Below are 22183 nucleotides of genomic sequence, written 5' to 3'. Positions count from 1 at the left end.
CAGCGGTGCAGCGCATCCGCCTGCGCTACACCAAGCGCGGCCGCCTCCGGTTCACCAGCCACCGTGACTTCCAGCGCGCCTTCGAGCGTGCGCTGCGCCGCGCCGAGGTGCCCATGGCGTACTCGGCCGGTTTCACGCCGCACCCGAAGGTGTCGTACGCCAATGCCGCACCCACCGGCACGGGCAGTGAGGCCGAGTTCCTGGAGATCGCGCTGACCGAGGCGTGTGATCCGGACAAGCTGCGCGAGCTTCTCGACGAGTCGCTGCCCGCCGGGCTCGACGTCGTCGAGGCCGTCGAGGCCCGCATCTCGGGTCTCGCCGACCGGCTCACCGCCTCCGTGTGGGAACTGCGCCTCGACGGCGTGGAACCCGCGGAAGCGGAGCGTGCCGTCGCCGCCTTCAGAGCGGCGGACTCCGTCGAGGTCCAGCGGAGGACGAAGAACGGCATGCGCACCTTCGACGCCCGTCCGGCGGTCGCGAGCATCGAGGCGCACGACGGCCTCGCCGCCCGCGACGCACGGGCTGATAGGCCGACCGACCGGCCCTGTGCGATACTGCGGCTGGTTGTTCGGCACGTGACGCCTGCCGTACGACCCGACGACGTCCTGTCCGGTCTCCGAGCTGTGGCCGACCTGGCGCCGCCGGTCCCCGCAGCGGTGACCAGGCTGGCGCAGGGGCTTTTCGATGAGGAGACCGGCACGGTGACCGACCCGCTCGCGCCCGACCGCGAGGCAGTCACGGCCGCCCCATCTGTTGGACAAGGGGCCACCGGACCCGCCGCCGCGACGGCGTCGACGCCGGAAGGTCCCGCGTAAGGACGGACGTCGTAGCGCCGCCCTCGTACTCGGGAGCCACCTGGGTCGGGCAGCGCACCGACCAGAAGACTTTCGCCAGGCCGTACGCAACATGGCATACGGAACCGGCGAGACAGGACACAGAGAGCTCCCGAGCGGCGCTCGCGCCCCGGAGGGCGGCAGCGCGCAGGACGCGCGAGCCGCGGACGTCACCGGACCAGGTGCGGCGCCCGGGAGCCTGACGGGAGAACCGCCCGCATGCTCGAGCCGATCGAGCCCGTCAAGGGCTCCGACAACAACAACACCCCGAGCGACACGCTGCCGCCGCGCCGTAGGCGCCGCGCTGCGTCGCGCCCGGCAGGTCCGCCCGTGGCGGCCGCCGGGGCCGGGGAAACCTCCCAGGCCGCTGAGGCGCTGAGTGAGGTCCCGGCCATACCGGCAGAGGCGTCCGCTTCGTCAGCCGTGACCGAGCCCGATGAGGCCGTCGCCGCTGAGCAGGCCGTGGTCACCGCCGAGGCGATCGAGGCCACCGAGGTCGTGGCCGCGGCCGCGGCCGAGGACTCCGAGCCTGCCGCCGCCGGGCGTACGCGCCGTCGGGCGTCACGCCGTGCCACCGCCCCTGCCGGGGCGCCCAAGGAGACCGAGGCCGCCGAGGCCGCCGAGACTGTCGTGACCGCTGAGGCCGCCTCACCCGTGGGCGAGGAGACCGTGGACACCGAGTCGGCGGAGGAGCCGGCTGAGGCCGCAGCCAAGGTTGCGGCGCCACGCCGTCGTGGCCGTCGGGCCACCGCGCCTGCCGGGGCACCCAAGGCCGTGGCCGATGAGCAGGCCGGGGCCGCGCAGGCGGTCGTGACCACCGAGGCCGCCGCCGACGGTCAGCCGCAGACGGCGGAGGAGCCGACTCCGGAACCCGCCGCTCAGGCTGCTGCGCCGCGTCGCCGTGCGCGTCGGGCCACTGCGCCCGCAGGCGCACCGCAGGCCCCTGAGGTCGCCGACCAGCCCGAGGCCACCGACCAGCCGGAGGGCGAAGAGACGGTCGAGGCTGCCGCGCAGGCGCCCGACGACGCCGCACCGCGGCGTACGCGCCGTCGCGCCACGCGCCGCACCTCCGCACCCGCCGAGGAGGCCAAAGCCGAGGAGACCGCAGCACAGGAGACTGCGGCGCCGGAGGCCGAGGCCCCGGCCGCCGAGCAGGCGGCGGCGCCGGAGTCCGCTGAGGTCCCCGCTGCTGCCTCCGCGCCGCAGGCGCCGGCCGCCGAGCCGGTGCAGGTGCCGGCCGCTGCCTCCGTCCCGGCGCAGGAGCAGGTCACCGATGCCGAGGGCGCCGCTCACCGGCGTACGCGGCGTCGCGTGACCCGTAAGGCCGCCAGTGGTTTCTCCGAGCCGGCCGGGCGGAGCACGCGCACAGCGGCTCCGGTCGCGGACGAGGAGGAGGGCCCCGCCGCCCAGCGGCGGCCCGCACGGCCTGCCGTGGCCGTCTTCCAGGCTCCCGTCTTCGCCGAGCCGATGTTCCAGACCCCGGAGCGCGCCGCGGCGGCAGCCGCCGCCGAGGCCGCTGAGGAGTCCGCCGAGACCGCCGAGCCGGACGTGGCGGCGGTGCACGAGGAGGACGCCGGTCCGCGCCGTCGCCGCCGCCGTCGGGGCGCGGACGAGGCACCCGCGACCACCGAGGCCGTCGAGCCCGGCATCGCGGAGGAGCCGGAGGAGCCGGAGACCGCCGAGGACATCGAGGCTGAGGACATCGCCGAGGCCGAGGAGGCCGAGGAGACCGGCTCGCGCCGTCGCCGCCGCCGCGGTGGCCGCCGTCGCCGCCGTGGCGAGTCCGCCGAGTCCGAGTCGGGCGAGGTCGACACCGACGAGCTCGCCGCGGAGCAGGCCGAACAGGACGCCGAGGACACGGCCGAGCAGGTCGAGGAGGACGCCGAGGAGCACGAGCACGACGACGAGGCCTCCGGCTCCGCCGGCACCCGCCGTCGCCGCCGTCGCCGTCGCCGCGCCGGTGACGCGCCGGTCGACACGGAGCCGGGCGAGGGCGACCCGGAGCGTACGGTCGTCAAGGTCCGCGAGCCGCGCAAGGAGAAGCCCGTCTCCGACGAGGTGCAGTCCATCAAGGGCTCGACCCGTCTCGAGGCCAAGAAGCAGCGCCGCCGCGAGGGCCGCGAGCAGGGCCGCCGCCGCGTCCCGATCATCACCGAGGCCGAGTTCCTGGCGCGCCGCGAGGCCGTCGAGCGCGTGATGGTCGTCCGGCAGAACGGCGACCGCACTCAGATCGGCGTCCTCGAGGACAACGTGCTCGTCGAGCACTACGTCAACAAGGAGCAGTCGACCTCGTACGTCGGCAACGTGTACCTGGGCAAGGTGCAGAACGTGCTGCCGTCGATGGAGGCCGCCTTCATCGACATCGGCAAGGGCCGCAACGCCGTCCTGTACGCCGGCGAGGTCAACTTCGAGGCACTGGGCATGGCCAACGGCCCGCGGCGCATCGAGTCGGCCCTGAAGTCCGGCCAGTCGGTCCTCGTACAGGTCACCAAGGACCCCATCGGCCACAAGGGCGCCCGCCTGACCAGCCAGGTCTCGCTGCCCGGCCGCTACCTGGTCTACGTCCCCGAGGGGTCGATGACCGGTATCAGCCGCAAGCTGCCCGACACCGAGCGCGCGCGTCTGAAGACCATCCTCAAGAAGATCGTCCCCGAGGACGCGGGCGTCATCGTGCGCACCGCCGCCGAGGGCGCGAGCGAGGAGGAGCTGCGCCGCGACGTCGAGCGTCTGCAGTCGCAGTGGGAGGACATCCAGAAGAAGGCGAAGAACGGCAACGCCCCGACGCTGCTGTACGGCGAGCCGGACATGACCGTCCGTGTCGTCCGCGACATCTTCAACGAGGACTTCTCCAAGGTCATCGTCAGCGGTGACGAGGCGTGGGAGACGATCCACGGATACGTCTCGCACGTCGCGCCCGACCTCGTGGGCCGGCTGTCGAGGTGGACCTCCGAGGTCGACGCCTTCGCGACGTACCGGATCGACGAGCAGCTGATGAAGGCGCTGGACCGCAAGGTCTGGCTGCCGAGCGGTGGCTCGCTGGTGATCGACAAGACCGAAGCGATGGTCGTGATCGACGTCAACACCGGCAAGTTCACCGGCCAGGGCGGCAACCTCGAGGAGACCGTGACGAGGAACAACCTCGAAGCGGCCGAGGAGATCGTCCGCCAGCTGCGCCTGCGCGACCTGGGCGGCATCGTCGTCATCGACTTCATCGACATGGTGCTCGAGTCCAACCGCGATCTCGTGCTGCGGCGCCTGCTCGAGTGCCTGGGCCGGGACCGTACGAAGCACCAGGTCGCCGAGGTGACCTCGCTGGGCCTCGTCCAGATGACCCGTAAGAGGGTCGGCCAGGGTCTGCTGGAGTCGTTCTCGGAGACCTGCGTCCACTGCAACGGGCGCGGCGTGATCGTGCACATGGAGCAGCCGTCCGTCGCCGGGAACGGCGGCAAGCGCAAGAAGCGCGGCCGTGGCGGCGAGCAGGTGTCCGAGGCCGCGGCGGAGACCGCCGTGGTGGAGGCCGCCGTCGTGACGGAGCTGGAGGCCGAGGCGGAGACGGCTGCCGAGGTCGCCGCCGAGGTCGCGGCGCCGGTGGCCCTGCCCGCGCCGGGCTTCGCACCGGACGAGGAGCTGTACAGCAGTGCCGCCGAGGCGGAGGCCGCGGCCACCCGCGGTCGCTCCCGTCGGCGCGCCACCCGGCGGGCGTCGGCTCCGGCCGGCTCGCCCACCAGGGTGGAGAGGAGGGCTCCCGAGGCGCCTGTGGCTGAGGCGCCTGCGGCCGAGGCTCCGCAGGCTCCGGCCGTGTCCGCTGCTCCCGTTGTGGAGGAGCAGGCCGTCGCCCCGGCCGAGGCGGAGGCTCCGGCCGCCGCGCAGGAGGAGGCCGCGCCGAAGGGCCGTACGCGTCGCCGGGCGACCCGGAAGGCCACGGCTCCGGCCGGTTCGCCGAAGGGCGCGGACGTCAGCGAGGTGACCGTCCCGGAGACGGCCAAGGCCGCGGAGCCCGAGCCGGTGGTGGCCGAGACCGTGCCCGAGCCGGTCGCCGAGACCGCGGCTCCGGCAGCGCCGGCCCGTCCGCGGCGCCGTGCGGTCCGCAAGGAGACCGCGCCGACCGCGTCCGAGGATGCGGCCGTCGTGGTCGTGCCGTCGGCCGCGGAGCCGGCGCCGGCGGGCGAGCAGCCCGAGGCCCCGGCGGGCGACGTGGCCGCCGAGGAGGCCGCTCCGGCCGCCGCCAAGAAGACGGCGCGCAAGACGGCCAAGAAGGCGACCGCGAAGAAGGCTGCCACGAAGAAGACGGCGGCCAAGAAGACGGCCGCCAAGAAGACGGCCGCCAAGAAGGCGGCGACCGCCAAGTCGGCGGTCAAGAAGACCGCGGCGGCGGAGCAGCAGACGCCGTCCACCGTCACGGCCTCCACGAGCGAGGCCTGACGCTCGACCGACGCCCCCTGTGCGCTGCACAGGGGGCGTCGGGCTGCCCTCCGGAGCGCCGTTTCCGCACGCCAGAGCGCGGATCCCTCAAAGGGGTACAACTCCCCCGCCAGGCCACCCCGCCTCTTGGAGCTCAGTCAATTACGTGTAAAACTCATCCGTCGTATGAACTCGCAATGAACAACGCGCACGCGTGAGTTGGGGAGAACCCACGCCTGCGCCAGGGGAGGGGATGGCCGATGGCGCACGTGCGCCTGAAGGGCACCGGACGTCACCGTGCCGTGAAGCCGGTGAAGGGCGGACGTCAGGCGGTGGCCCTGGCCACCGTGCTGTCGGCGGCGGGGATCCAGGCGGTGGGCACGGCGGGAACGGCCGGCGCCGCGGAGACGCCGACCTGGACCGAGGGGCCGATCTTCAACGACCCGCTGGGCACCACCGATCAGCAGTACGCGATCCGCACCCGGCTGGTCCAGCTCACCAACGCCGCCCTGCCCGGTTCGACGATCAAGGTCGCCGTCTACCACGTGTGGGAGGCGACGATCGTGAACGCCCTGGTCGACGCCAAGAACCGCGGTGTGAACGTGCAGATCCTGCTGGACGAGTCCAGCATCAGCGACCGGCCCACGAACACCTCGTACAACACGCTCGCGGCCGCGCTCGGCACCAACACCAAGCTGTCGTCGTACGTCACGACCTGCCCCGTCGACAAGTCCTGCCTGGGCGACCCCAAGGACGGGGTGTCGATCATGCACAACAAGTTCTGGCTGTTCTCGGCGGTCGAGGGCGCCACGAACGTCGTCATGCAGACGACGTCGAACTCCACGCCGTCGGCGCACACCAGGTTCTTCAACGACGCGCTGCTGCTGCCGAACAACCCCACGATGTACGACGCGTACGCGGACTATTTCACCGACATGGTCGGCAAGAACTGGGCGGCGTGGGACTACCGCTCGGTCAGCAACGGCCTGTACAAGGCGTACTTCTTCCCGCGGGCCGGCTCCACCCGGGACTCCGACACCGTCTACTCGGTGCTGAACAACGTGCAGTGCACGTACAAGGACTCCGCCGGCGTGACGCAGAGCACCAAGATCCGCGTCGCGATCTTCAAGCTCACGCGGCAGGCCGTCGCGGACAAGCTCGTCTCGCTGAAGAAGGCGGGCTGCTCGGTCAGCATCGTCTACGCCGAGACGGACAGCCTCAAGAGCTCGGGGTCCAAGGGCACCTGGGAGGCCCTCCACACGACCGGAGGCCCCTCCGTGAGCTGCTACAACGACGACCGGGACCCCACGGACTCCACCAAGAAGCTCACGACGCCGTTCATCATCCACTCCAAGACCCTGCTGGTCGAGGGCATGTACGACGGCAAGATCAACAAGGTCAGCTTCATCGGGTCGGGCAACTACACCGGACCGGCGCTGCGCGAGAACGACGAGACGATCGTCAAGGTCGACGACGACTCGGTGCACGACGCGTACCGTGCCCACTTCGACCGGGTGCGTTCGGTCGCCTGGCCGGGCACCGCCGACACGACCGACCTGTGCAAGGGCGTCAAGCCGCTGCCGCAGGACGGCGAGAAGTAGACGACCTGAGGCTGGGGACGGGGCCTGACGTGAGGTGCGGGCGGGGCCGGGGAGGGCCCGGTTTGACCCCTCACTTCGGGCCCCGTAACCTTGACCGTCGGCGTGTCCACTGATGCGCCCCACCCCTGTAAACCCTTTCCTCCCGGATGCCGAGGATTCCAAGGTTCTGCCGCGGATTCCGAGCTCCAGGGAGAGGCTGTCTGTTCGGGCGGCTGGACTGCGGGGGTCCCGTTTCGAGCCAGAAAGAGAGATCCGCGTGTACGCCATCGTGCGCAGCGGTGGTCGGCAGCACAAGGTTGCTGTCGGCGACATCGTTGAGGTTGACAAGATTTCCACTGCCAAGGCTGGCGACACGGTAGAGCTCTCTACCCTGCTGCTCGTCGACGGCGACACCGTGACCAGCGACCCGTGGGTGCTGGCCGGTATCAAGGTTCAGGCCGAGGTCGTGGACCACACCAAGGGCGCGAAGATCGACATCCTGCGCTACAAGAACAAGACCGGCTACCGCCGTCGTCAGGGCCACCGCCAGCAGTACACGGCGATCAAGGTCACTGAGATCCCCACGGCTGCGAAGTAAGGGACTGAGGAGACATGGCACACAAGAAGGGCGCATCGTCCACTCGGAACGGTCGCGACTCGAATGCTCAGCGGCTCGGCGTGAAGCGCTTCGGCGGTCAGGTCGTCAACGCCGGTGAGATCCTGGTCCGCCAGCGCGGCACCCACTTCCACCCGGGCGCGGGCGTCGGCCGCGGCGGCGACGACACGCTGTTCGCGCTGCTGCCCGGTGCGGTGGAGTTCGGTACCCACCGTGGCCGCAAGGTCGTGAACATCGTTCCGGTCGCCTGACCTCAGGCAGCCGAAGAACGGTTCTTCAGCGAGGCGGACCTCACTTCCCTGCTGGGAAGCGGGTCCGCCTTTCGCTTGTTACTGAAGAGACATTCCGTACGTACTGAAGTGCTGGAGGCACCCCACCATGACCACCTTCGTGGACCGCGTCGAGCTGCATGTCGCCGCGGGTAACGGAGGTCACGGCTGTGCCTCCGTCCACCGTGAGAAGTTCAAGCCCCTCGGCGGTCCCGACGGCGGCAACGGCGGGCGCGGCGGTGACGTGACCCTCGTCGTCGACCAGTCCGTGACGACGCTCCTCGACTACCACCACAGCCCGCACCGCAAGGCCACCAACGGCAAGCCCGGCGAGGGCGGCAACCGGTCCGGCAAGGACGGCCAGGACCTCGTCCTGCCCGTGCCGGACGGCACGGTCGTGCTCGACAGGCAGGGCAACGTCCTCGCGGACCTGGTGGGCCACGGAACGTCCTTCGTGGCGGCTCAGGGCGGCCGTGGCGGCCTCGGCAACGCGGCGCTGGCCTCGGCCCGCCGCAAGGCGCCGGGCTTCGCGCTGCTGGGCGAGCCCGGCGATCTGCAGGACATCGTCCTGGAGCTGAAGACGGTCGCGGACGTGGCGCTCGTCGGCTACCCGAGCGCGGGCAAGTCGTCCCTGATCTCCGTCCTCTCGGCCGCCAAGCCGAAGATCGCCGACTACCCCTTCACGACGCTCGTGCCCAACCTCGGGGTGGTCACGGCCGGTGCCACCGTCTACACCATCGCGGACGTGCCCGGTCTGATCCCGGGTGCCAGCGAGGGCCGGGGCCTCGGCCTCGAGTTCCTGCGGCACGTGGAGCGCTGCAGCGTCCTCGTGCACGTGCTGGACACCGCCACGCTCGAATCCGACCGCGACCCCGTCTCCGACCTCGACGTCATCGAGGAGGAGCTCAGGCAGTACGGCGGCCTCGACAACCGCCCGCGGATCGTCGTCCTCAACAAGACCGACGTACCGGACGGCAAGGACCTGGCCGAGATGGTCCGCCCGGACCTGGAGGAGCGCGGCTACCGCGTCTTCGAGGTGTCCGCGGTGGCGCACATCGGCCTCAGGGAGCTGTCCTTCGCGCTCGCCGAGCTGGTCGCGCAGGCACGTGCCGCGAAGCCCAAGGAGGAGGCGACGCGTATCGTCATCCGCCCGAAGGCCGTGGACGACGCGGGCTTCACGGTCACGCTCGAGGACGACGGCCTCTTCCGCGTGCGCGGCGAGAAGCCCGAACGCTGGGTGCGCCAGACCGACTTCAACAACGACGAGGCCGTCGGTTACCTCGCCGACCGCCTCAACCGCCTCGGTGTCGAGGAGGAGCTGATGAAGGCGGGCGCCCGCGCGGGCGACGGCGTGGCCATCGGCCCCGAGGACAACGCGGTCGTCTTCGACTGGGAGCCGACGCTGATGGCCGGCGCGGAGATGCTGGGCCGCCGCGGTGAGGACCACCGGTTCGAGGCGCCGCGCCCCGCCGCGCAGCGCCGTAAGGACCGGCAGGCGGAGCGGGACGATGCGCAGCAGGAGTTCGACGACTTCGAGCCGTTCTAAAGGATCCTCGAGACGGCGACGGCGGCGGCCGGATCTCTGGGCCGCCGTCGGCCTTCCCGCTCACGTCAGACCAGCAGGTCCTTGTAGTAGATGCTGGCCTTCTTCCGCGAGTCCGTGTCGGACGTGACGGAGGCGAAGCCGCTGCACAGGCGTGCCCCCTGCGGGTTGCTCGGGTCGGGGACCTGGATCGCCATGCCCTCCGGTTCCCGGTAGGGGAGGGAGTACCCGGCCTTGGTGAGACTCTGCTCGGCCACGCTGCCGGTGTTCCAGTCCACGCAGGTGATGTAGGTGTTGCCGTCCGGCTCGACCGAACCGTCCGTGCCGTACTGGGTGCCGGCGAGGAGATACAGATAGCTGCCGAAGGTCGCGAAGCCCTGGAAGGTGTCGCTGTACCCGGGCTGGAGGTCGGCGGGCTGCGCCACGTCGGCGAGGGCGGTCCGGCCGCCGCTCTTGAACGCGGCGAGGTCGTACAGGCGGTAGCGGAAGGAGCCGCTCACCCGGCAGCGCACGGTGAGCCGGTTGTTGACGGGGTCGAGGGCCACCGTGGTCCGGTCGATCCCGTCCCCGAGGCTGTACTGGGTGATCGCCGGGGAATCCGGCGTCAGGACCGTTCCGTTTGCGAATTTGAAGCGTGCCAGACGGCTGCCCCACCCCGTATAGGTGCCGTCTGAGTTCTGCGACTGGACGGCTTTTGTCTCCGTCCACAGGAAACTCCCAGCAGTGGTGGACTCGACGCCGATCTGTACGCCGTGGCCGAACCCGCGGAGATACATGGTGCCGAGAATCCGCCCGGATGTGTCGAGTCGCGTCAGGCACAGGTCTCCATTGGCCTCGCGCTCGGCCCCGGTGTAGGTCTGGGATTCGCCGGGCAGTCGAAGGCCGCCGTCGACCAGTTGCACCGTGAAAAGGTGGCCTCGCGTGTTGTCGAAAGCGAACGACTGAAGGACCCGGGTGCCCGTGAGGCCGATCTCGCGCAGCAGGACATCGGAGGGGTCGCTCAGGTCGAAGCGCTTGGTGGCGGTCACGGCACCCGGTTCTGCGTCCTCCGACCGCGAGGCGCGGGTGACGGCCTGGGCGGACATGACTGCAACGGCGGGAACGGCCGCCACGCCCAGGGCGGCTCCGGCCAGTCTCAGGATCTGCCTGCGGTCGAGCATGGTGCTGGAACCCCCGTAATGGAAAAGTGCCTTGATCCGCTCCCCCGTGTGCAAAAAGGGCATCCGTGATCGACGGGGGTCGGGTCCCGGTTGTGGCGGGTCATTAAAGCACCTGGAATTCGGGCTGGGTAGCGGGAGTTGGCCGCCGAACGGAGCCGCATTCCGGTGTGCGTCCAGAGGGCCTGAATTTACGCCTCCTTTACGTCGGCCTGCCCGGTCGGGGCTGATTTATGGGCGTTGGAATTGCGTGATCGCTGCGTTACTCTCCCGCCCCAAGTGCGTTCGCCTTGTGTTGGTTGTGTGTTCGGCGTGGCGAACGGCGTTCCTGTGTCCGGACTCGTCGGGCACTCGTGTGCATGGGGTGCGGGGGTGGGGTTGTGGGGCGATCGGTCAGACGTGGACTTGTCATGTCTGTATCCAGCGTGTTGCTCTGTGGTCTGATATCGACGCCGGCGTTCGCCGCCGTCGTCGACGCGGCCAAGCCGGAGGACACGACCAAGAGCGTGCCGACGCGCCAGGCTCAGGCCGTGCCCGAGCAGCAGGCCGAGTCGACGATGACCGAGCCGCGGCGGACGACCTGGCCGAAGCGTGCCGAGGGCGCCGTCGACCTGACCCGGGCCACCCCGGGCAACGCCCTGGCCGTGGCGCCGTCCGGAGCGGTGGTCGACGCCGACGGCGGCAGCGAGGCCGCCGAGGCCGCTGTGGTGACGGTGCAGAAGCCCACCGCCGCGCAGGCCATCGCTGCGGGCACACCTCCGCAGGCCGAGTTCGGGGCGCGGAAGAAGGGCGCCAAGTCGGGCGCCCTGTCCGGCAACCAGGTCGCGCCCTCGACCCCGGCGCCGAAGGGCGTGGACGTCGAGGTCCTCGACCGGGCGAAGGTGAAGCCGGTCGGCGGGATCGGGATGGGCCTGCGCGTCACCCGTACCGACAACCAGCCGACCCCAGGACCCGTGCGCGTGTCCATCGACTACTCGGGCTTCGAGTACGCCTACGGGGGCGACTTCGCCTCCCGGCTCCGCCTGGTCCAGATGCCCGCGTGCGCGCTGACCACGCCGGAGAAGCAGGGCTGCTCACCCGACACCAGGCGCTTCGTCCAGACATCCAACGACGAGAAGTCGGGAACACTCTCGGCCACGGTGTTCGCCGACGCCGACCCCTCGGCGACCGCCACCACCGACCAGACGCCACTGCTCAGCAGCGCCGTGGCCGCCGCCTCCACCGAGGCCACCGTGCTGGCCCTGACCACGGGCTCCTCGTCCGACGAGGGCGACTACCGGGCCTCCACGCTCAACCCCACCGGCACCTGGGCGGTGTCCACCGGCTCCGGTGCGTTCACGTACAACGTTCCGATCCAGCTGCCCGAGGCGCCGTTCGGTGCGACGCCTTCCCTCTCCCTGTCGTACAACTCGCAGTCCGTGGACGGCCGTACCTCGGCGACCAACAACCAGGCGTCCTGGGTCGGCATGGGCTGGGACCTCGAGGTCGGGTTCATCGAGCGGCGGTACAAGAACTGCTCGCAGGACGGCCTGTCGCAGATCGGCGACATGTGCTGGGACTCGCCGAACACGGGCCTCGAGCCCAACGGCGCCATGTACACCATCAACCTCAACGGCGTCTCGTCGCAGCTCGTCCAGGACGGCAACGGGACAGGTTCGTACCATGTGCAGGACGACCCGGGCTGGCGCGTCCAGCACCTGTCGGACGGTCACGGCTCGGACGACGAGTACTGGGTGATCTCCACCCAGGACGGCATGCGCTACTACTTCGGCTGGGGCCGCAGCGAGCGCAACGATGCCGCGACCAACTCCGTGTACACCATGCCGGTGGTCGGCAACAACGCGGGCGAGCCGTGCAACGGCCAGTTCCCCGAGCCGTGCACGCAGGCCTGGCGCTGGAACCTCGACCGCGTCGTCGACCCGAACGAGGTCGAGAACGCCTACTTCTACGACAAGCAGAAGAACCACTACCGCTCGGTCGCGAACGCCGACAAGGCGCGCGAGTACGACGCGGGCGGCTATCTGACGAAGATCGAGTACGGCTGGGCCTCCCAGATCAGCGGGGCGCTGCTGCCCGCCAAGGTCGAGCTCACCCACGTGGGCCGCTGCGTGGAGCGCATGGCGGAGAACGACCCGCTCGGCGACGAGCCGGCGGCGTGCCCCGGCATATCGAGCAACCCGGAGTCGTATCCGGACGTGCCGACCGACCTCATGTGCGACGGCACCGACGCCGACTACAACTGCGCGGGCATGACGTACTACCCCACGTTCTTCACCACGGACATGCTGTGGGACATCAAGACCTTCGTCAGCAACGACGGCGGCACCACGTGGGATCCGGGCATGCAGTACCAGACCAAGCACGGTCTGCCGAACCCGGACGGCACCGTCGGCAAGACCCTCTGGCTCGACTACATCCAGCGCAAGGGCTACGGCGACGGCCCCGACCTGCGCCTTCCGGTCATCAACTTCAACGGTGACTGGAAGGACAACCAGGTCGGTTCCAGCCTGCTCAACTTCCGCCGCGTCACCAAGATCTACGGCGACCTCGGCGCGGTCACGAGTGTGACCTACGGCCAGCCGGACGCCTGCGACATCGACAACCTGCCGAGTCAGTCGTCCAACACCCAGCTGTGCTTCTGGCAGAAGTGGACGCCCGAGGGCGCGAGCGACGCCAAGACCGGCTGGTTCAAGAAGTACCTCGTCACGCAGGTCTCGGTCGACCCGGGCGTTGGCCAGGGCGCCGACAGCGACGGCGACCCCACCATGACCACGCGGTACGAGTACAACGGTGGGGCGGGATGGCGGTTCACCAACGACCCGCTGGCCAGTGACGACGACGAGACCTGGTCCGACTGGCGCGGCTATCAGCAGGTGGAGGTCTTCACCGGCACCAAGAGCAACTCGGCGTCCACGTACTACTGGCTCTACCGCGGCCTGGACGGCGACCGCACCTCCAAGACGGACTCCTCGGCGACGCGGAGCGTCACGGTCAAGGACGGCTTCGGCACCGCATACACGGACTCCGCCTGGCTCGCCGGCAAGACCGTGGAGACGAGCAAGCGTGACGGTGACGGCAGTTCGCACGAGCGGGCGCTGAAGGAGTACTGGGTCCACACCACCGCCACCTACGACGGCCTGCCCGACGCACGCTTCGTGCGCGACAGCAAGACCACGACGGACGAACTCACCTCCACCGGCTGGCGCGAGCACACCGTCAAGGACGAGTACGACGACACCTCCTCCACCAGCACCACCTACGGCCTGCCGCTGCGCACCAACGACTGGGGCCTGTCCGACTTCGCCGACAACCGGTGCACCACCTACGGCCGTGCCTACAGCACCGCCAACTTCCCGGACTCGGACGTCAAGCGCTGGATGGTGCTCGAGGACGAGAGACGCCACTACGCGGCGGACTGCGCCTCGCGCGGCTCGGCGAACCAGGACGCCTTCACCGAGACCTTCTACGACGGCTCGACGTCGGTCGCGAACAACGACGCGAGCCTTGCCGACGGCAACCCCACCGAGGTGCGCTCCTACACGGCCTCCGGCGTCTACCGGTCCACCAAGTCGGACTACGACGGCGCCGGCCGGGTCGTCGCGACGTACGACGGCAAGAACAACAAGACCACGACGACCTACTCGCCGAACACGACCTGGCCCACCGACGGTGTGAAGGTCACCACCCCGGACCCCGACGGCTCCGGCTCCGGTACGGCGATGTCCACGACCACCTGGTCGTCCCGGCTGTGGGGAACGCCGTACCGGATCCTCGACCCGAACGGCCGCACCACGCGGGTCGTGCACGACTCCGTCGGCCGGTACAGCCAGGTCTTCAAGCCCACCGAGATCGGCAACTACCCCGACGGCACCCCGTCGATGAAGTTCGCCTACACCATCCCGACCGCGACCAACGGCGACGGGGTGCCCGACACGATCACCGGGGCCCCGAAGGTGACCACCAGCGTGCTGCAGTCGGGCACCACGTTCGTGAACACGTACGAGTACGCCGACGGCCTGGGCCGCAGCCGCGAGAAGCAGTCGACGGCGCCGGACGGCAGCGGCCGCACCGTGACGTCCACCCGCTACGACACCTCCGGCAATGTCACCGGCACGTCGGCGGCGTTCTACAACTCCAGCGCCGCCGGCTCCGGGATGGTGCTGCCGACGGTGGCCGATCTGCCGTCCTACACGGATCTGCTCATCGACTGGGCGGGCCGCACCACGGAGTCCCAGCTCCTGGTCAACGGCACGCTGCAGCCCGTCAGCCACAGCCGCACGTACTACTTCGGCGACTACACCTCCGTGGTGCCGGCGACCGGCGAGCGTTCGGAGACGTACACCGATGTCTTCGGCCAGACCACGCAGGTCGTCGAGCACGGCCCGACCGGTCCGGCGTCCACGGCATACGAGTACACGCGCAGCGGCGGACTGCAGAAGATCACCGACGACAAGGGCAACACCACCGAGTTCACCTACAACTGGTTGGGCGACCGCATGTCGGCCGACGACCCGGACGCCGGAAAGTCGTCGGCCACCTACGACGACAATGGCCTGCTCCTGACGACCGTCGACGCCAACAACGCGACGCTGACCTACGAGTACGACACTCTGCACCGCCGTACCGCGCTCAAGCAGGGCACGACGACGCTGACGCAGCTGACCTACGACACCGCGTCGGGCGGCGCGGGACAGCTCGCCACGTCCACGACGTACTCGAACGGCAAGGCGTACACGCAGACGGTCACCGGATACGACGGCCGTGGCCGGGTGACGGGCAAGAAGAACACGATCCCGGACGACGGGTCGGGTCTCGCCGGCACCTACGAGTTCACCTTCGGCTACGACCTCGCCGACCACATGACGTCGGTGACCTACCCGGCCATCGGCAAGCTTCCCGCCGAGACCGTCACGACCTCCTACACCGCGCAGGGCCTGCCGGACAAGGTCTCCAGCCCGCTGGCCACCTACCAGTCGTCGATCGGCTTCGACGCCGTGGGCCGTCTCAACGCCCGTACCTTCGGTGCGAGCGGGTCCGACGCCACGGTCAGCCGCGCCTACACCTACAACGACACCGACGGGACCGGCCTGCTGGCGAACGTGAAGACGACGGTGACCACGGGGTCCACCACCACGGTGGCGCAGAACGACTCCTTCGCCCGTGACCTGGGCGGCCAGCTCACCGGCATCACGGACGGCGTGACCAAGCAGAGCGAGTGCTTCACGTACGACGAGCTCAACCGGCTCAGCCAGGCCTGGACCACGCAGGCCACGGACGGCTGCGCGGGTGCGGCGACGCCCGACCTGAGCAGCTCGCTCGACCCGTACGACACGTCGTACACCTACGACTCGATCGGCAACATCCAGTCGGTCACGGAGACGACCGCCGCCGGCAGCACGACCAAGGACTACACCTATCCGGGCTACAGCGCGGACGAGTCCTCCTACACCGCGGAGCAGGCCCACCCGCACGCGGTGACCAAGGCCGGATCCGACGCCTACGTCTACAACAGCGCGGGGCAGATGACCACGCGCACGGTCGACGGCGTGACGTCGTCACTGGAGTGGAACGCCCAGAACCGCGTCACCAAGGTCACACAGAAGAAGTCGAGCGGCGACGAGGTGTCCGGATACGTCTACGACGCCGAGGGCAATGTGCTGCTGCGGACCTCGAAGAGCGAGAACGTGCTCTACCTGGAGGGCCACGAGGTGCACAAGACCGCATCCGGCACGGCCACGCCGACGCGCTTCTACTCCGCGGCCGGCACCACGGTCGCGATGCGCGTGGACGACGGTTCGGCGAGCGGCAAGCTGACCTGGCTGCTGGGCGACGCCCAGGCCTCGACCACCCTGCTGATCTCCATGGGCGGAGTGATCACCCGGCGCCGCTACACCCCGTTCGGCAAGCAGCGCAACACCGGCGGCGACCTGCCGTCCGGCCTCGACCGCGGCTTCCTCGGCAAGGCGGAGGACGACAGCACCTCGCTCACGCTGCTCGGGGCGCGCATGTACGACGCGGAGCTCGGCCGGTTCCTCAGTCCCGACCAGCTGAGTTCGCCGTATGAGCCGCAGAACCTGTCGGCGTACAGCTACGCCGACAACAACCCCGTCACCTACAGCGACCCGACAGGTCTGGGCCTGGCCTGCGGTCCCGCGTTCGGCGTGGCATGCCCGAAGAACGACAAGAACGGCGATGGCGTCCCCGACAACGGCGGAGGCGGCGGAGGCGGCGGCGGAGGCTCGAGCGACGGTCCCACGCCGTCGCCGTCCCCCGGCGCCTCGCCGACACCTGGGCCGTACTCCGACTCGGGCTCCGACCCGGTGGGAAGCGTCCTCGCGAAGATCTGGGACCTGACCGAGAAGCTGGCGGGCTGGACCGCGAAGAAGACCGCTCTGGCCCGCAAGGTGACAGGCAAATACCACATCGAGAACGACCTGAACGGAGCCAACGCACAGGCCATCGCCTACAACATGGCGACGGGAGGCAAGTGCGAGGCCAAGTCCAGCCAGGTCCTCTGTTACGGCAGCTCGCCTGGGGGCGACCAGCCGATGACGGTGGGAGATGTGCTGTTCCTGCCGCACGGCAAGAATTTCTACTACGGGAAGGACGGGTTGTTCGAGAAACAGAAGACCAGGCGTAATGACTTGATGCTCCTCAAGGGCAAGGAGTACGCGGACAAATACGGTCCCGACCTGCTGAGGCACGAGGCGGTCCATTCGGACCAGTGGGCTCGTTACTCTTCTTCCGTGGACTTCGAAACCGACTATGCGTTCCAGGCCGCCAAGTCGCAGATCAAGACTGGGGATCCCGCCTTGGGGAACGCCTTCGAGGTCGAGGCCAACCTCTATTGGGGTGGTTATAAGAGTGTTCCGTGACCGCCTGCGGCCCGGCAGTAGGGCCGCGCTGCTGGGCTGCACCGTGGCCACGCTCTTCGCCGTGGCCGGGTGCAGCCCGGCGGAGCGCCCTTTGATCGCCGTCTACGCGGCGCAGGGGGGAGAGATCCGGGCCCGGCTGCGGGCGTGTCCCGATTCCGCCATCACCTCACTCGAGCTCATGCGTCTGGGCGACAAGAAGTCCGGGAGCACCGAACCCAAGGGAACGAAGTACTGGACGGGCAGGCCACCCGAGCCGCTGGAAGGGGAGAAGGACATCAGCCTCACGTCGCTTCCCACCGACTGGCGTGCCGACGTGCTGGGCACCGCCGGGCTGACTCCCGGAAAGAGCTACGCGCTCGACTTCACATCGGGCAAGGGCGACAACGTCGAGTACCGCGGAGTCGCCACCTTCAGCACGTCGGACATCGAGAAGCTCGCTCCGGGACAGGTCTGGGCCGACGGAAAGAGCATGTCCCTGAAGGCATTCCGGGAGCAGGCCGACGACTCATGCTGAGGCGCCTGCCCTGAAGCGAACAGACCGACGCCCCTGGCACCACGACGATCGTGGTGTCAGGGGCGTCGGCGACGTCGGCAGCGAGCGCTACGCGTTGACCGAGTCCTCCGCCCCGCTGTCCTCGGTCTCGGAGTCCTCCAGACCCTGCGTCGACTCCTGGGCCGTCTCGTCGGCGGCGCCGCGCGGCGAGGGGATCTCCGCGGCGAGGCGCGTGGCCATCAGCGCGCGCCGCTCGTCGGCCTTGGCGCACAGGGCGCGCGCGGCCTCGTCGAAGCGGACCAGGGACGGCGGGTCGGAGGGGCCCAGCAGATGCTCCTTGAGCTCCGCGCGGGCCTCGATGAAGGCGTCCTTCTCAGGGGTGCGCACGGCCTCGAGGAGCGACGGGACGCCGTCCGCCTCGGGGGTCAGGATCACCGCGGCCCGCACGGTCGGGAAGCCCGCCCGGAACGCGGCCTCGGTCATGCCGGAGGTGTTGGCGACGGCGTACGGCTTCTCGCTGGACAGCCAGTCGGAGACGACGCTGGAGACGTCGCTGATCAGCAGGTCCGCCTGGTTGAAGCAGGCGAAGATGGCCGGCCGGGCGTCGGTGATGATCTGGTGCTCCCACTCGGGGAACGACGACCAGTACGCCGTCTCCCAGGCCGCCGTCGCCTTGGCGATCGCGGCGTCGCGGTCGCCCTTCGGGGCGCCCTGGAGCAGCATGCGCTCCATTTCGTCCGCGCTGGCGCGGAAGGCGGTGGAGGTGAGCTTGTCCAGCTCGGCGGTGCGGCGGGCCAGCTCGGCGGCGGCCTCCGGGCCGGGACGGGCACCGGACCGCTCGCTGTTCGCCGCACGGATCATCGCCATGATCCGCTCGTTCGCGGCGCCCGCGCGCGGGTCGACGGAGCCGGTCATCGGGTGCGGCTTGTAGAGCAGGCGCACACCGTCGTCGGCGAGGAGCCGCCGCACGATGTTCTCGCCGGCGAGAACCACCGAGGTGTTGCCCGGGTTGCCGTCCCAGCCCTCCCAGGTCGGCGCGTACAGCACGGTCGTGTACGTCCCGGTGGGCGGGCCCACGTACGGGCGGATCGGCGCGAGCTGCGGGCGGCCGACCTCCACGACGTCCTTGTCCTCGACGCCGACCTCGGCGAGCGCGTACCGCTCGCGCGCCGCCGGGCCCGCGACCCACACCTCGTCGTACGCCTTCGCGTACGGGTTGCAGGAGGACAGCTTGTCGCTCTCGCCGTGGTTGGTGAAGGCGTGCTTGATCGTGGGGATGCGCAGCACCTGCGAGGTCTTACCGGAGTTCGCCGGGTGCAACATCATCTTCAGCGTCGAGTTCTCCAGGGAGAACATCGTGGCGACCTTCGGGAAGCAGATGATCGGCACGTCGGTGGCGTCGATCTTCTGCACCATGAACCGCTCGCGCAGCACGATCAGCGGCTTCTCGAGCTCGGCGAGGGTGGAGAGCCACATGTTCGCCTGGTACGCGGAGGTCGTGCCGCCCGAGAAGTACATGGCGACCGTCGGCTGGTAGTCGGCCAGCCACTTGTCCAGCCACTCCATGACCTTCTGCTCGCTCTTCGCCCGCTTCTTCGGCAGCAGCCAGGTCCCCAGGTGGAGCGTGCCGAGGAGCATCAGCGCGAGCGAGACACCGAGGCCGATGCCGCCCCAGTACGCGGCCTTGGTGCCCCCGGTGATCAGCAGGCCTGCCGTCGCCGGAATGGAGAACAGGAGCAGGCGGTGGCTGGAGCGGCGGGCCAGGATGCGCGGCGGCGCGGTGGTCAGCCGGAGCGCCGAGGCGTCGATGTTGCGGGTGACGATCGGCAGCGTGCGCGTGCGGCGCACCAGCACGGCGACGCCCTGGCAGGCGAAGTGCAGCAGGTAGACGCAGAGCAGCGCGACGGTGAGCGCGGACTGCCCGCGCAGCGGGTCGACGCCGTCGATGTGCAGCAGGCCCACCACGATCAGCATGTCGCGCAGGAGCTGGCGCACGGTGACGTCGAAGCGGACCTTGGCAAGGAGCGAGAGCATTCCCGGCTGCCTGTGCTGCAGATACGTGTCGAATGCGAGACCCGCGGCTGAGGCGGCGATGAACACCGGGATGTTCGGCAGCAGCGCGCCGACGAGCTGCGCTGCGAACAGCGCGAACATCGCGGACGGCGCGGAGAGCTGCACGATGCGGCGGGTGGCTAGTCCGGCTGAGGGCACGGGCAGGGCTCCTGGCGGGGGATCGGATGCTGGGATGCGTGGCGGTCATGTCGACGGACATGACGAAAGGCTGACCACTGACCGTATGACTTTCGCACCCTGGCAAGCAATCTTGAGTGAGAACAATCACCGCAAAGTAGATGAAAACACCACTAGTTGATGATCGCTTTCACTCTCTTCTCAGCGGACCTTCACGCCCTGTTCAGTCGCCCTCACCGTCATTCTCGCCGGTCCTCCGGTGGCCGGCCCTCTTCTCCCGGCCGCCGTGCGCCCCTCGTCCGCCCCCTCGTCCGCCCCTCGGAATGCGAGGGCGGCCCGGAACCGCTCTCCCGTAGATTGCAAAGAGATACAGAGGGACCTGAGCAGGTCGGAACAGTGGGGTAGCGCGTGTCAGCGGCAAGGCAGGAAGTGGCGGACGCCCGCAGGGTCGTGGTCAAGGTCGGTTCCTCGTCCCTGACCACCGCGGCGGGCGGGCTCGACGCGGACCGCGTCGACGCCCTCGTCGACGTCCTGGCCAAGAGCAGAAGCGGCGGCGAGAAGGAGATCGTTCTCGTCTCCTCCGGCGCCATCGCCGCCGGACTCGCCCCGCTCGGGCTCCGCCGCCGCCCCAAGGACCTCGCCCGGCAGCAGGCCGCCGCCAGCGTCGGTCAGGGCCTGCTGGTCGCCCGCTACACCGCGTCCTTCGCGCGCTACGGCGTACGCGTCGGCCAGGTGCTGCTGACCACCTACGACACCAGCCGCCGCTCCCACCACCGCAACGCGGCGCGCACCCTCGACAAGCTCCTTGCGATGGGCGCGCTGCCCGTCGTCAACGAGAACGACACCGTCGCCACCGACGAGATCCGCTTCGGCGACAACGACCGGCTCGCCGCCCTCGTGGCCCATCTGGTCCGCGCCGATCTGCTCGTGCTGCTCTCCGACGTCGACGGCGTCTACGACGGCGACCCCAGCAAGCCCGGGACCTCGCGAATCGCGGACATCCGGGGGCCGGAGGACCTGGAGGGCGTCGAGATCGGCAGTGCCGGCAAGGCTGGCGTCGGCACCGGCGGCATGGTCACCAAGGTCGAGGCCGCCGGCATCGCCACCGCGGCCGGCATCCCGGTCGTGCTGACCAGCGCGTTCGACGCCGGCGACGCCCTGGCAGGCCGTGACACCGGCACGTACTTCCACCCGACGGGACGCCGCTCGGCCGACCGGCTGCTGTGGCTGCAGCACGCCTCGGCACCGCAGGGCGCGCTCACGCTCGACGACGGGGCGGTGCGCGCGGTCGTCGAGCGGCGCAAGTCGCTGCTGCCCGCGGGCATCGCGGCGGTCGAGGGCGAGTTCACGGCGGGCGACCCCGTCGAGCTGCGGGACACCACGGGCCGCGCGGTCGCCCGGGGGCTCGTGAACTTCGACGCCAAGGAGATCCCCCAGCTGATCGGCCGTTCCACCCGGGAGCTGGCCAGGGAACTCGGACCGGCGTACGAACGCGAGGTCGTACACCGGGACGATCTGGTCGTACTACACCCGTAAACGGGCGAAAGCCCCGCCCTCGGCGGTGGACGTTCCGTAAAAGCACCACACGACGGCCCTCGGCCTGCTCAACTTCTGTGCAGGAAAGGTTCACACGACCACTGCCTGAAGGAGGCCGCCGTGAGACGAGTGCGCCCAGGGGCGGCGGCCCGCGGCGGGAGCGCCCCCCGTGCCTTCGGTCCGGTGGGCGAGGGACGGGCCCTGACCAGCGTCGCGGCGGGGGAGACCTACGAGGACGGCGGGGCCGCCGAGGCACCGGCACCCCGGCTCTGGCACGTCACGTTGAGCGTCTCGGGCGCCGAGGCCCCGCTCAAGGACGTCCGCAGCGCCCTCGAGCAGCTCGCCCACGACCACCCCTTCCTGCTCACCAGCCGGTATGCGAACGACCACGCGGAGATCCGGTACTGGGAGGAGGCCCGCGACCTGCACGACGCGGCCGCCGTCGCGCTGCGCCTGTGGGGCGAGCACCGGCAGACCGCCAAGCTGCCGCCCTGGGAGATCGTCGGCCTGGAGGTCATCGACCGGGACACGTACCACCAGCGCATCGCAGAGGGCCACGGCCCCCTGCCGGCCGCGCCCGTGGGCGTCCATCCCTACTAGGCCCTGTCGTCAAATTCCCGTCGTCCGCCCGGAGGGCGGGCCTCGCGGTGTCTGGTGCGTGCGATCGCAAGGCGCCGGAGCGCCCTCGTG

At 70.0% G+C, this 22183-nt stretch carries 12 protein-coding genes; 10 read left to right on the top strand and 2 right to left on the bottom strand.

Annotation, left to right across the window (positions count from 1 at the left end):
• The first annotated feature begins 5 nt into the window (after positions 1-5).
• From ACWD4J_RS21520 to obgE, 6 genes are all read left to right on the top strand, one after another.
• Complete coding sequence (locus ACWD4J_RS21520; protein WP_451397005.1) at positions 6-815, top strand: TIGR03936 family radical SAM-associated protein; 810 nt, start codon at positions 6-8, stop codon at positions 813-815.
• Between the two features lie 237 nt (positions 816-1052).
• Positions 1053-5255 carry an Rne/Rng family ribonuclease gene (locus ACWD4J_RS21515; RefSeq protein WP_451397004.1) on the top strand — a complete coding sequence of 1401 codons (4203 nt, stop codon included), beginning with the start codon at positions 1053-1055 and terminating at the stop codon, positions 5253-5255.
• 239 nt (positions 5256-5494) lie between these two features.
• Positions 5495-6835: a phospholipase D-like domain-containing protein gene (locus ACWD4J_RS21510; protein WP_451397003.1), complete on the top strand. Its 1341-nt coding sequence runs from the start codon at positions 5495-5497 to the stop codon at positions 6833-6835.
• Positions 6836-7091: 256 nt separating this feature from the next.
• Positions 7092-7412, top strand: coding sequence for a 50S ribosomal protein L21 (gene rplU, locus ACWD4J_RS21505; RefSeq protein ID WP_067272111.1), 321 nt, complete (start codon positions 7092-7094; stop codon positions 7410-7412).
• Positions 7413-7426: 14 nt separating this feature from the next.
• The gene (rpmA, locus tag ACWD4J_RS21500; RefSeq protein WP_030779398.1) at positions 7427-7681 is read left to right on the top strand and encodes a 50S ribosomal protein L27; all 255 of its coding nucleotides are present in this window, start codon (positions 7427-7429) and stop codon (positions 7679-7681) included.
• A gap of 127 nt (positions 7682-7808) precedes the next feature.
• Positions 7809-9245 carry a GTPase ObgE gene (gene obgE, locus ACWD4J_RS21495; RefSeq protein ID WP_451397002.1) on the top strand — a complete coding sequence of 479 codons (1437 nt, stop codon included), beginning with the start codon at positions 7809-7811 and terminating at the stop codon, positions 9243-9245.
• Positions 9246-9310: 65 nt separating this feature from the next.
• On the opposite strand, the gene ACWD4J_RS21490 is transcribed toward obgE, so the two are convergent.
• Positions 9311-10402: a phage baseplate protein gene (locus tag ACWD4J_RS21490; RefSeq protein WP_451397001.1), complete on the bottom strand. Its 1092-nt coding sequence runs from the start codon at positions 10400-10402 to the stop codon at positions 9311-9313.
• A gap of 407 nt (positions 10403-10809) precedes the next feature.
• Between ACWD4J_RS21490 and ACWD4J_RS21485 the strand changes: the two genes are divergently transcribed.
• Both ACWD4J_RS21485 and ACWD4J_RS21480 read left to right on the top strand, forming a co-directional pair.
• A complete protein-coding gene (locus ACWD4J_RS21485) occupies positions 10810-17274 on the top strand; it encodes an RHS repeat-associated core domain-containing protein (protein ID WP_451397000.1) in 6465 nt (2154 codons plus the stop codon).
• On the top strand, positions 17264-17788 hold the full coding sequence (locus ACWD4J_RS21480) for a hypothetical protein (RefSeq protein ID WP_451396999.1): 525 nt from the start codon (positions 17264-17266) through the stop codon (positions 17786-17788). The genes ACWD4J_RS21485 and ACWD4J_RS21480 overlap by 11 nt, the downstream gene beginning before the upstream one ends.
• An 87-nt stretch (positions 17789-17875) precedes the next feature.
• Here ACWD4J_RS21480 and ACWD4J_RS21475 read toward each other — a convergent pair whose 3' ends face one another.
• Complete coding sequence (locus ACWD4J_RS21475) at positions 17876-19978, bottom strand: hypothetical protein (RefSeq protein WP_451396998.1); 2103 nt, start codon at positions 19976-19978, stop codon at positions 17876-17878.
• Between the two features lie 408 nt (positions 19979-20386).
• Between ACWD4J_RS21475 and proB the strand changes: the two genes are divergently transcribed.
• Positions 20387-21493 (top strand): glutamate 5-kinase, encoded by a 1107-nt coding sequence (proB, locus tag ACWD4J_RS21470; RefSeq protein WP_451397103.1) that lies wholly within the window; start codon positions 20387-20389, stop codon positions 21491-21493.
• Between the two features lie 129 nt (positions 21494-21622).
• On the top strand, positions 21623-22093 hold the full coding sequence (locus ACWD4J_RS21465; RefSeq protein ID WP_451397102.1) for a hypothetical protein: 471 nt from the start codon (positions 21623-21625) through the stop codon (positions 22091-22093).
• Positions 22094-22183 lie beyond the last annotated feature (90 nt).

Source organism: Streptomyces sp. NPDC002577 (genome assembly GCF_053594815.1).
Note: the sequence above shows the minus strand (reverse complement) of the source record. Positions and strands in the feature narration are given on the sequence as shown.

Bases quoted from the DNA above. Each gene is read 5' to 3' on its own strand.
- ACWD4J_RS21515 (WP_451397004.1), top strand. From the start codon at position 1,053: ATGCTCGAGCCGATCGAGCCCGTCAAGGGCTCCGACAACAACAACACC.
- ACWD4J_RS21485 (WP_451397000.1), top strand. From the start codon at position 10,810: ATGTCTGTATCCAGCGTGTTGCTCTGTGGTCTGATATCGACGCCGGCG.
- ACWD4J_RS21510 (WP_451397003.1), top strand. From the start codon at position 5,495: ATGGCGCACGTGCGCCTGAAGGGCACCGGACGTCACCGTGCCGTGAAG.
- obgE (WP_451397002.1), top strand. From the start codon at position 7,809: ATGACCACCTTCGTGGACCGCGTCGAGCTGCATGTCGCCGCGGGTAAC.
- ACWD4J_RS21490 (WP_451397001.1), bottom strand. From the start codon at position 10,402: ATGCTCGACCGCAGGCAGATCCTGAGACTGGCCGGAGCCGCCCTGGGC.
- rpmA (WP_030779398.1), top strand. From the start codon at position 7,427: ATGGCACACAAGAAGGGCGCATCGTCCACTCGGAACGGTCGCGACTCG.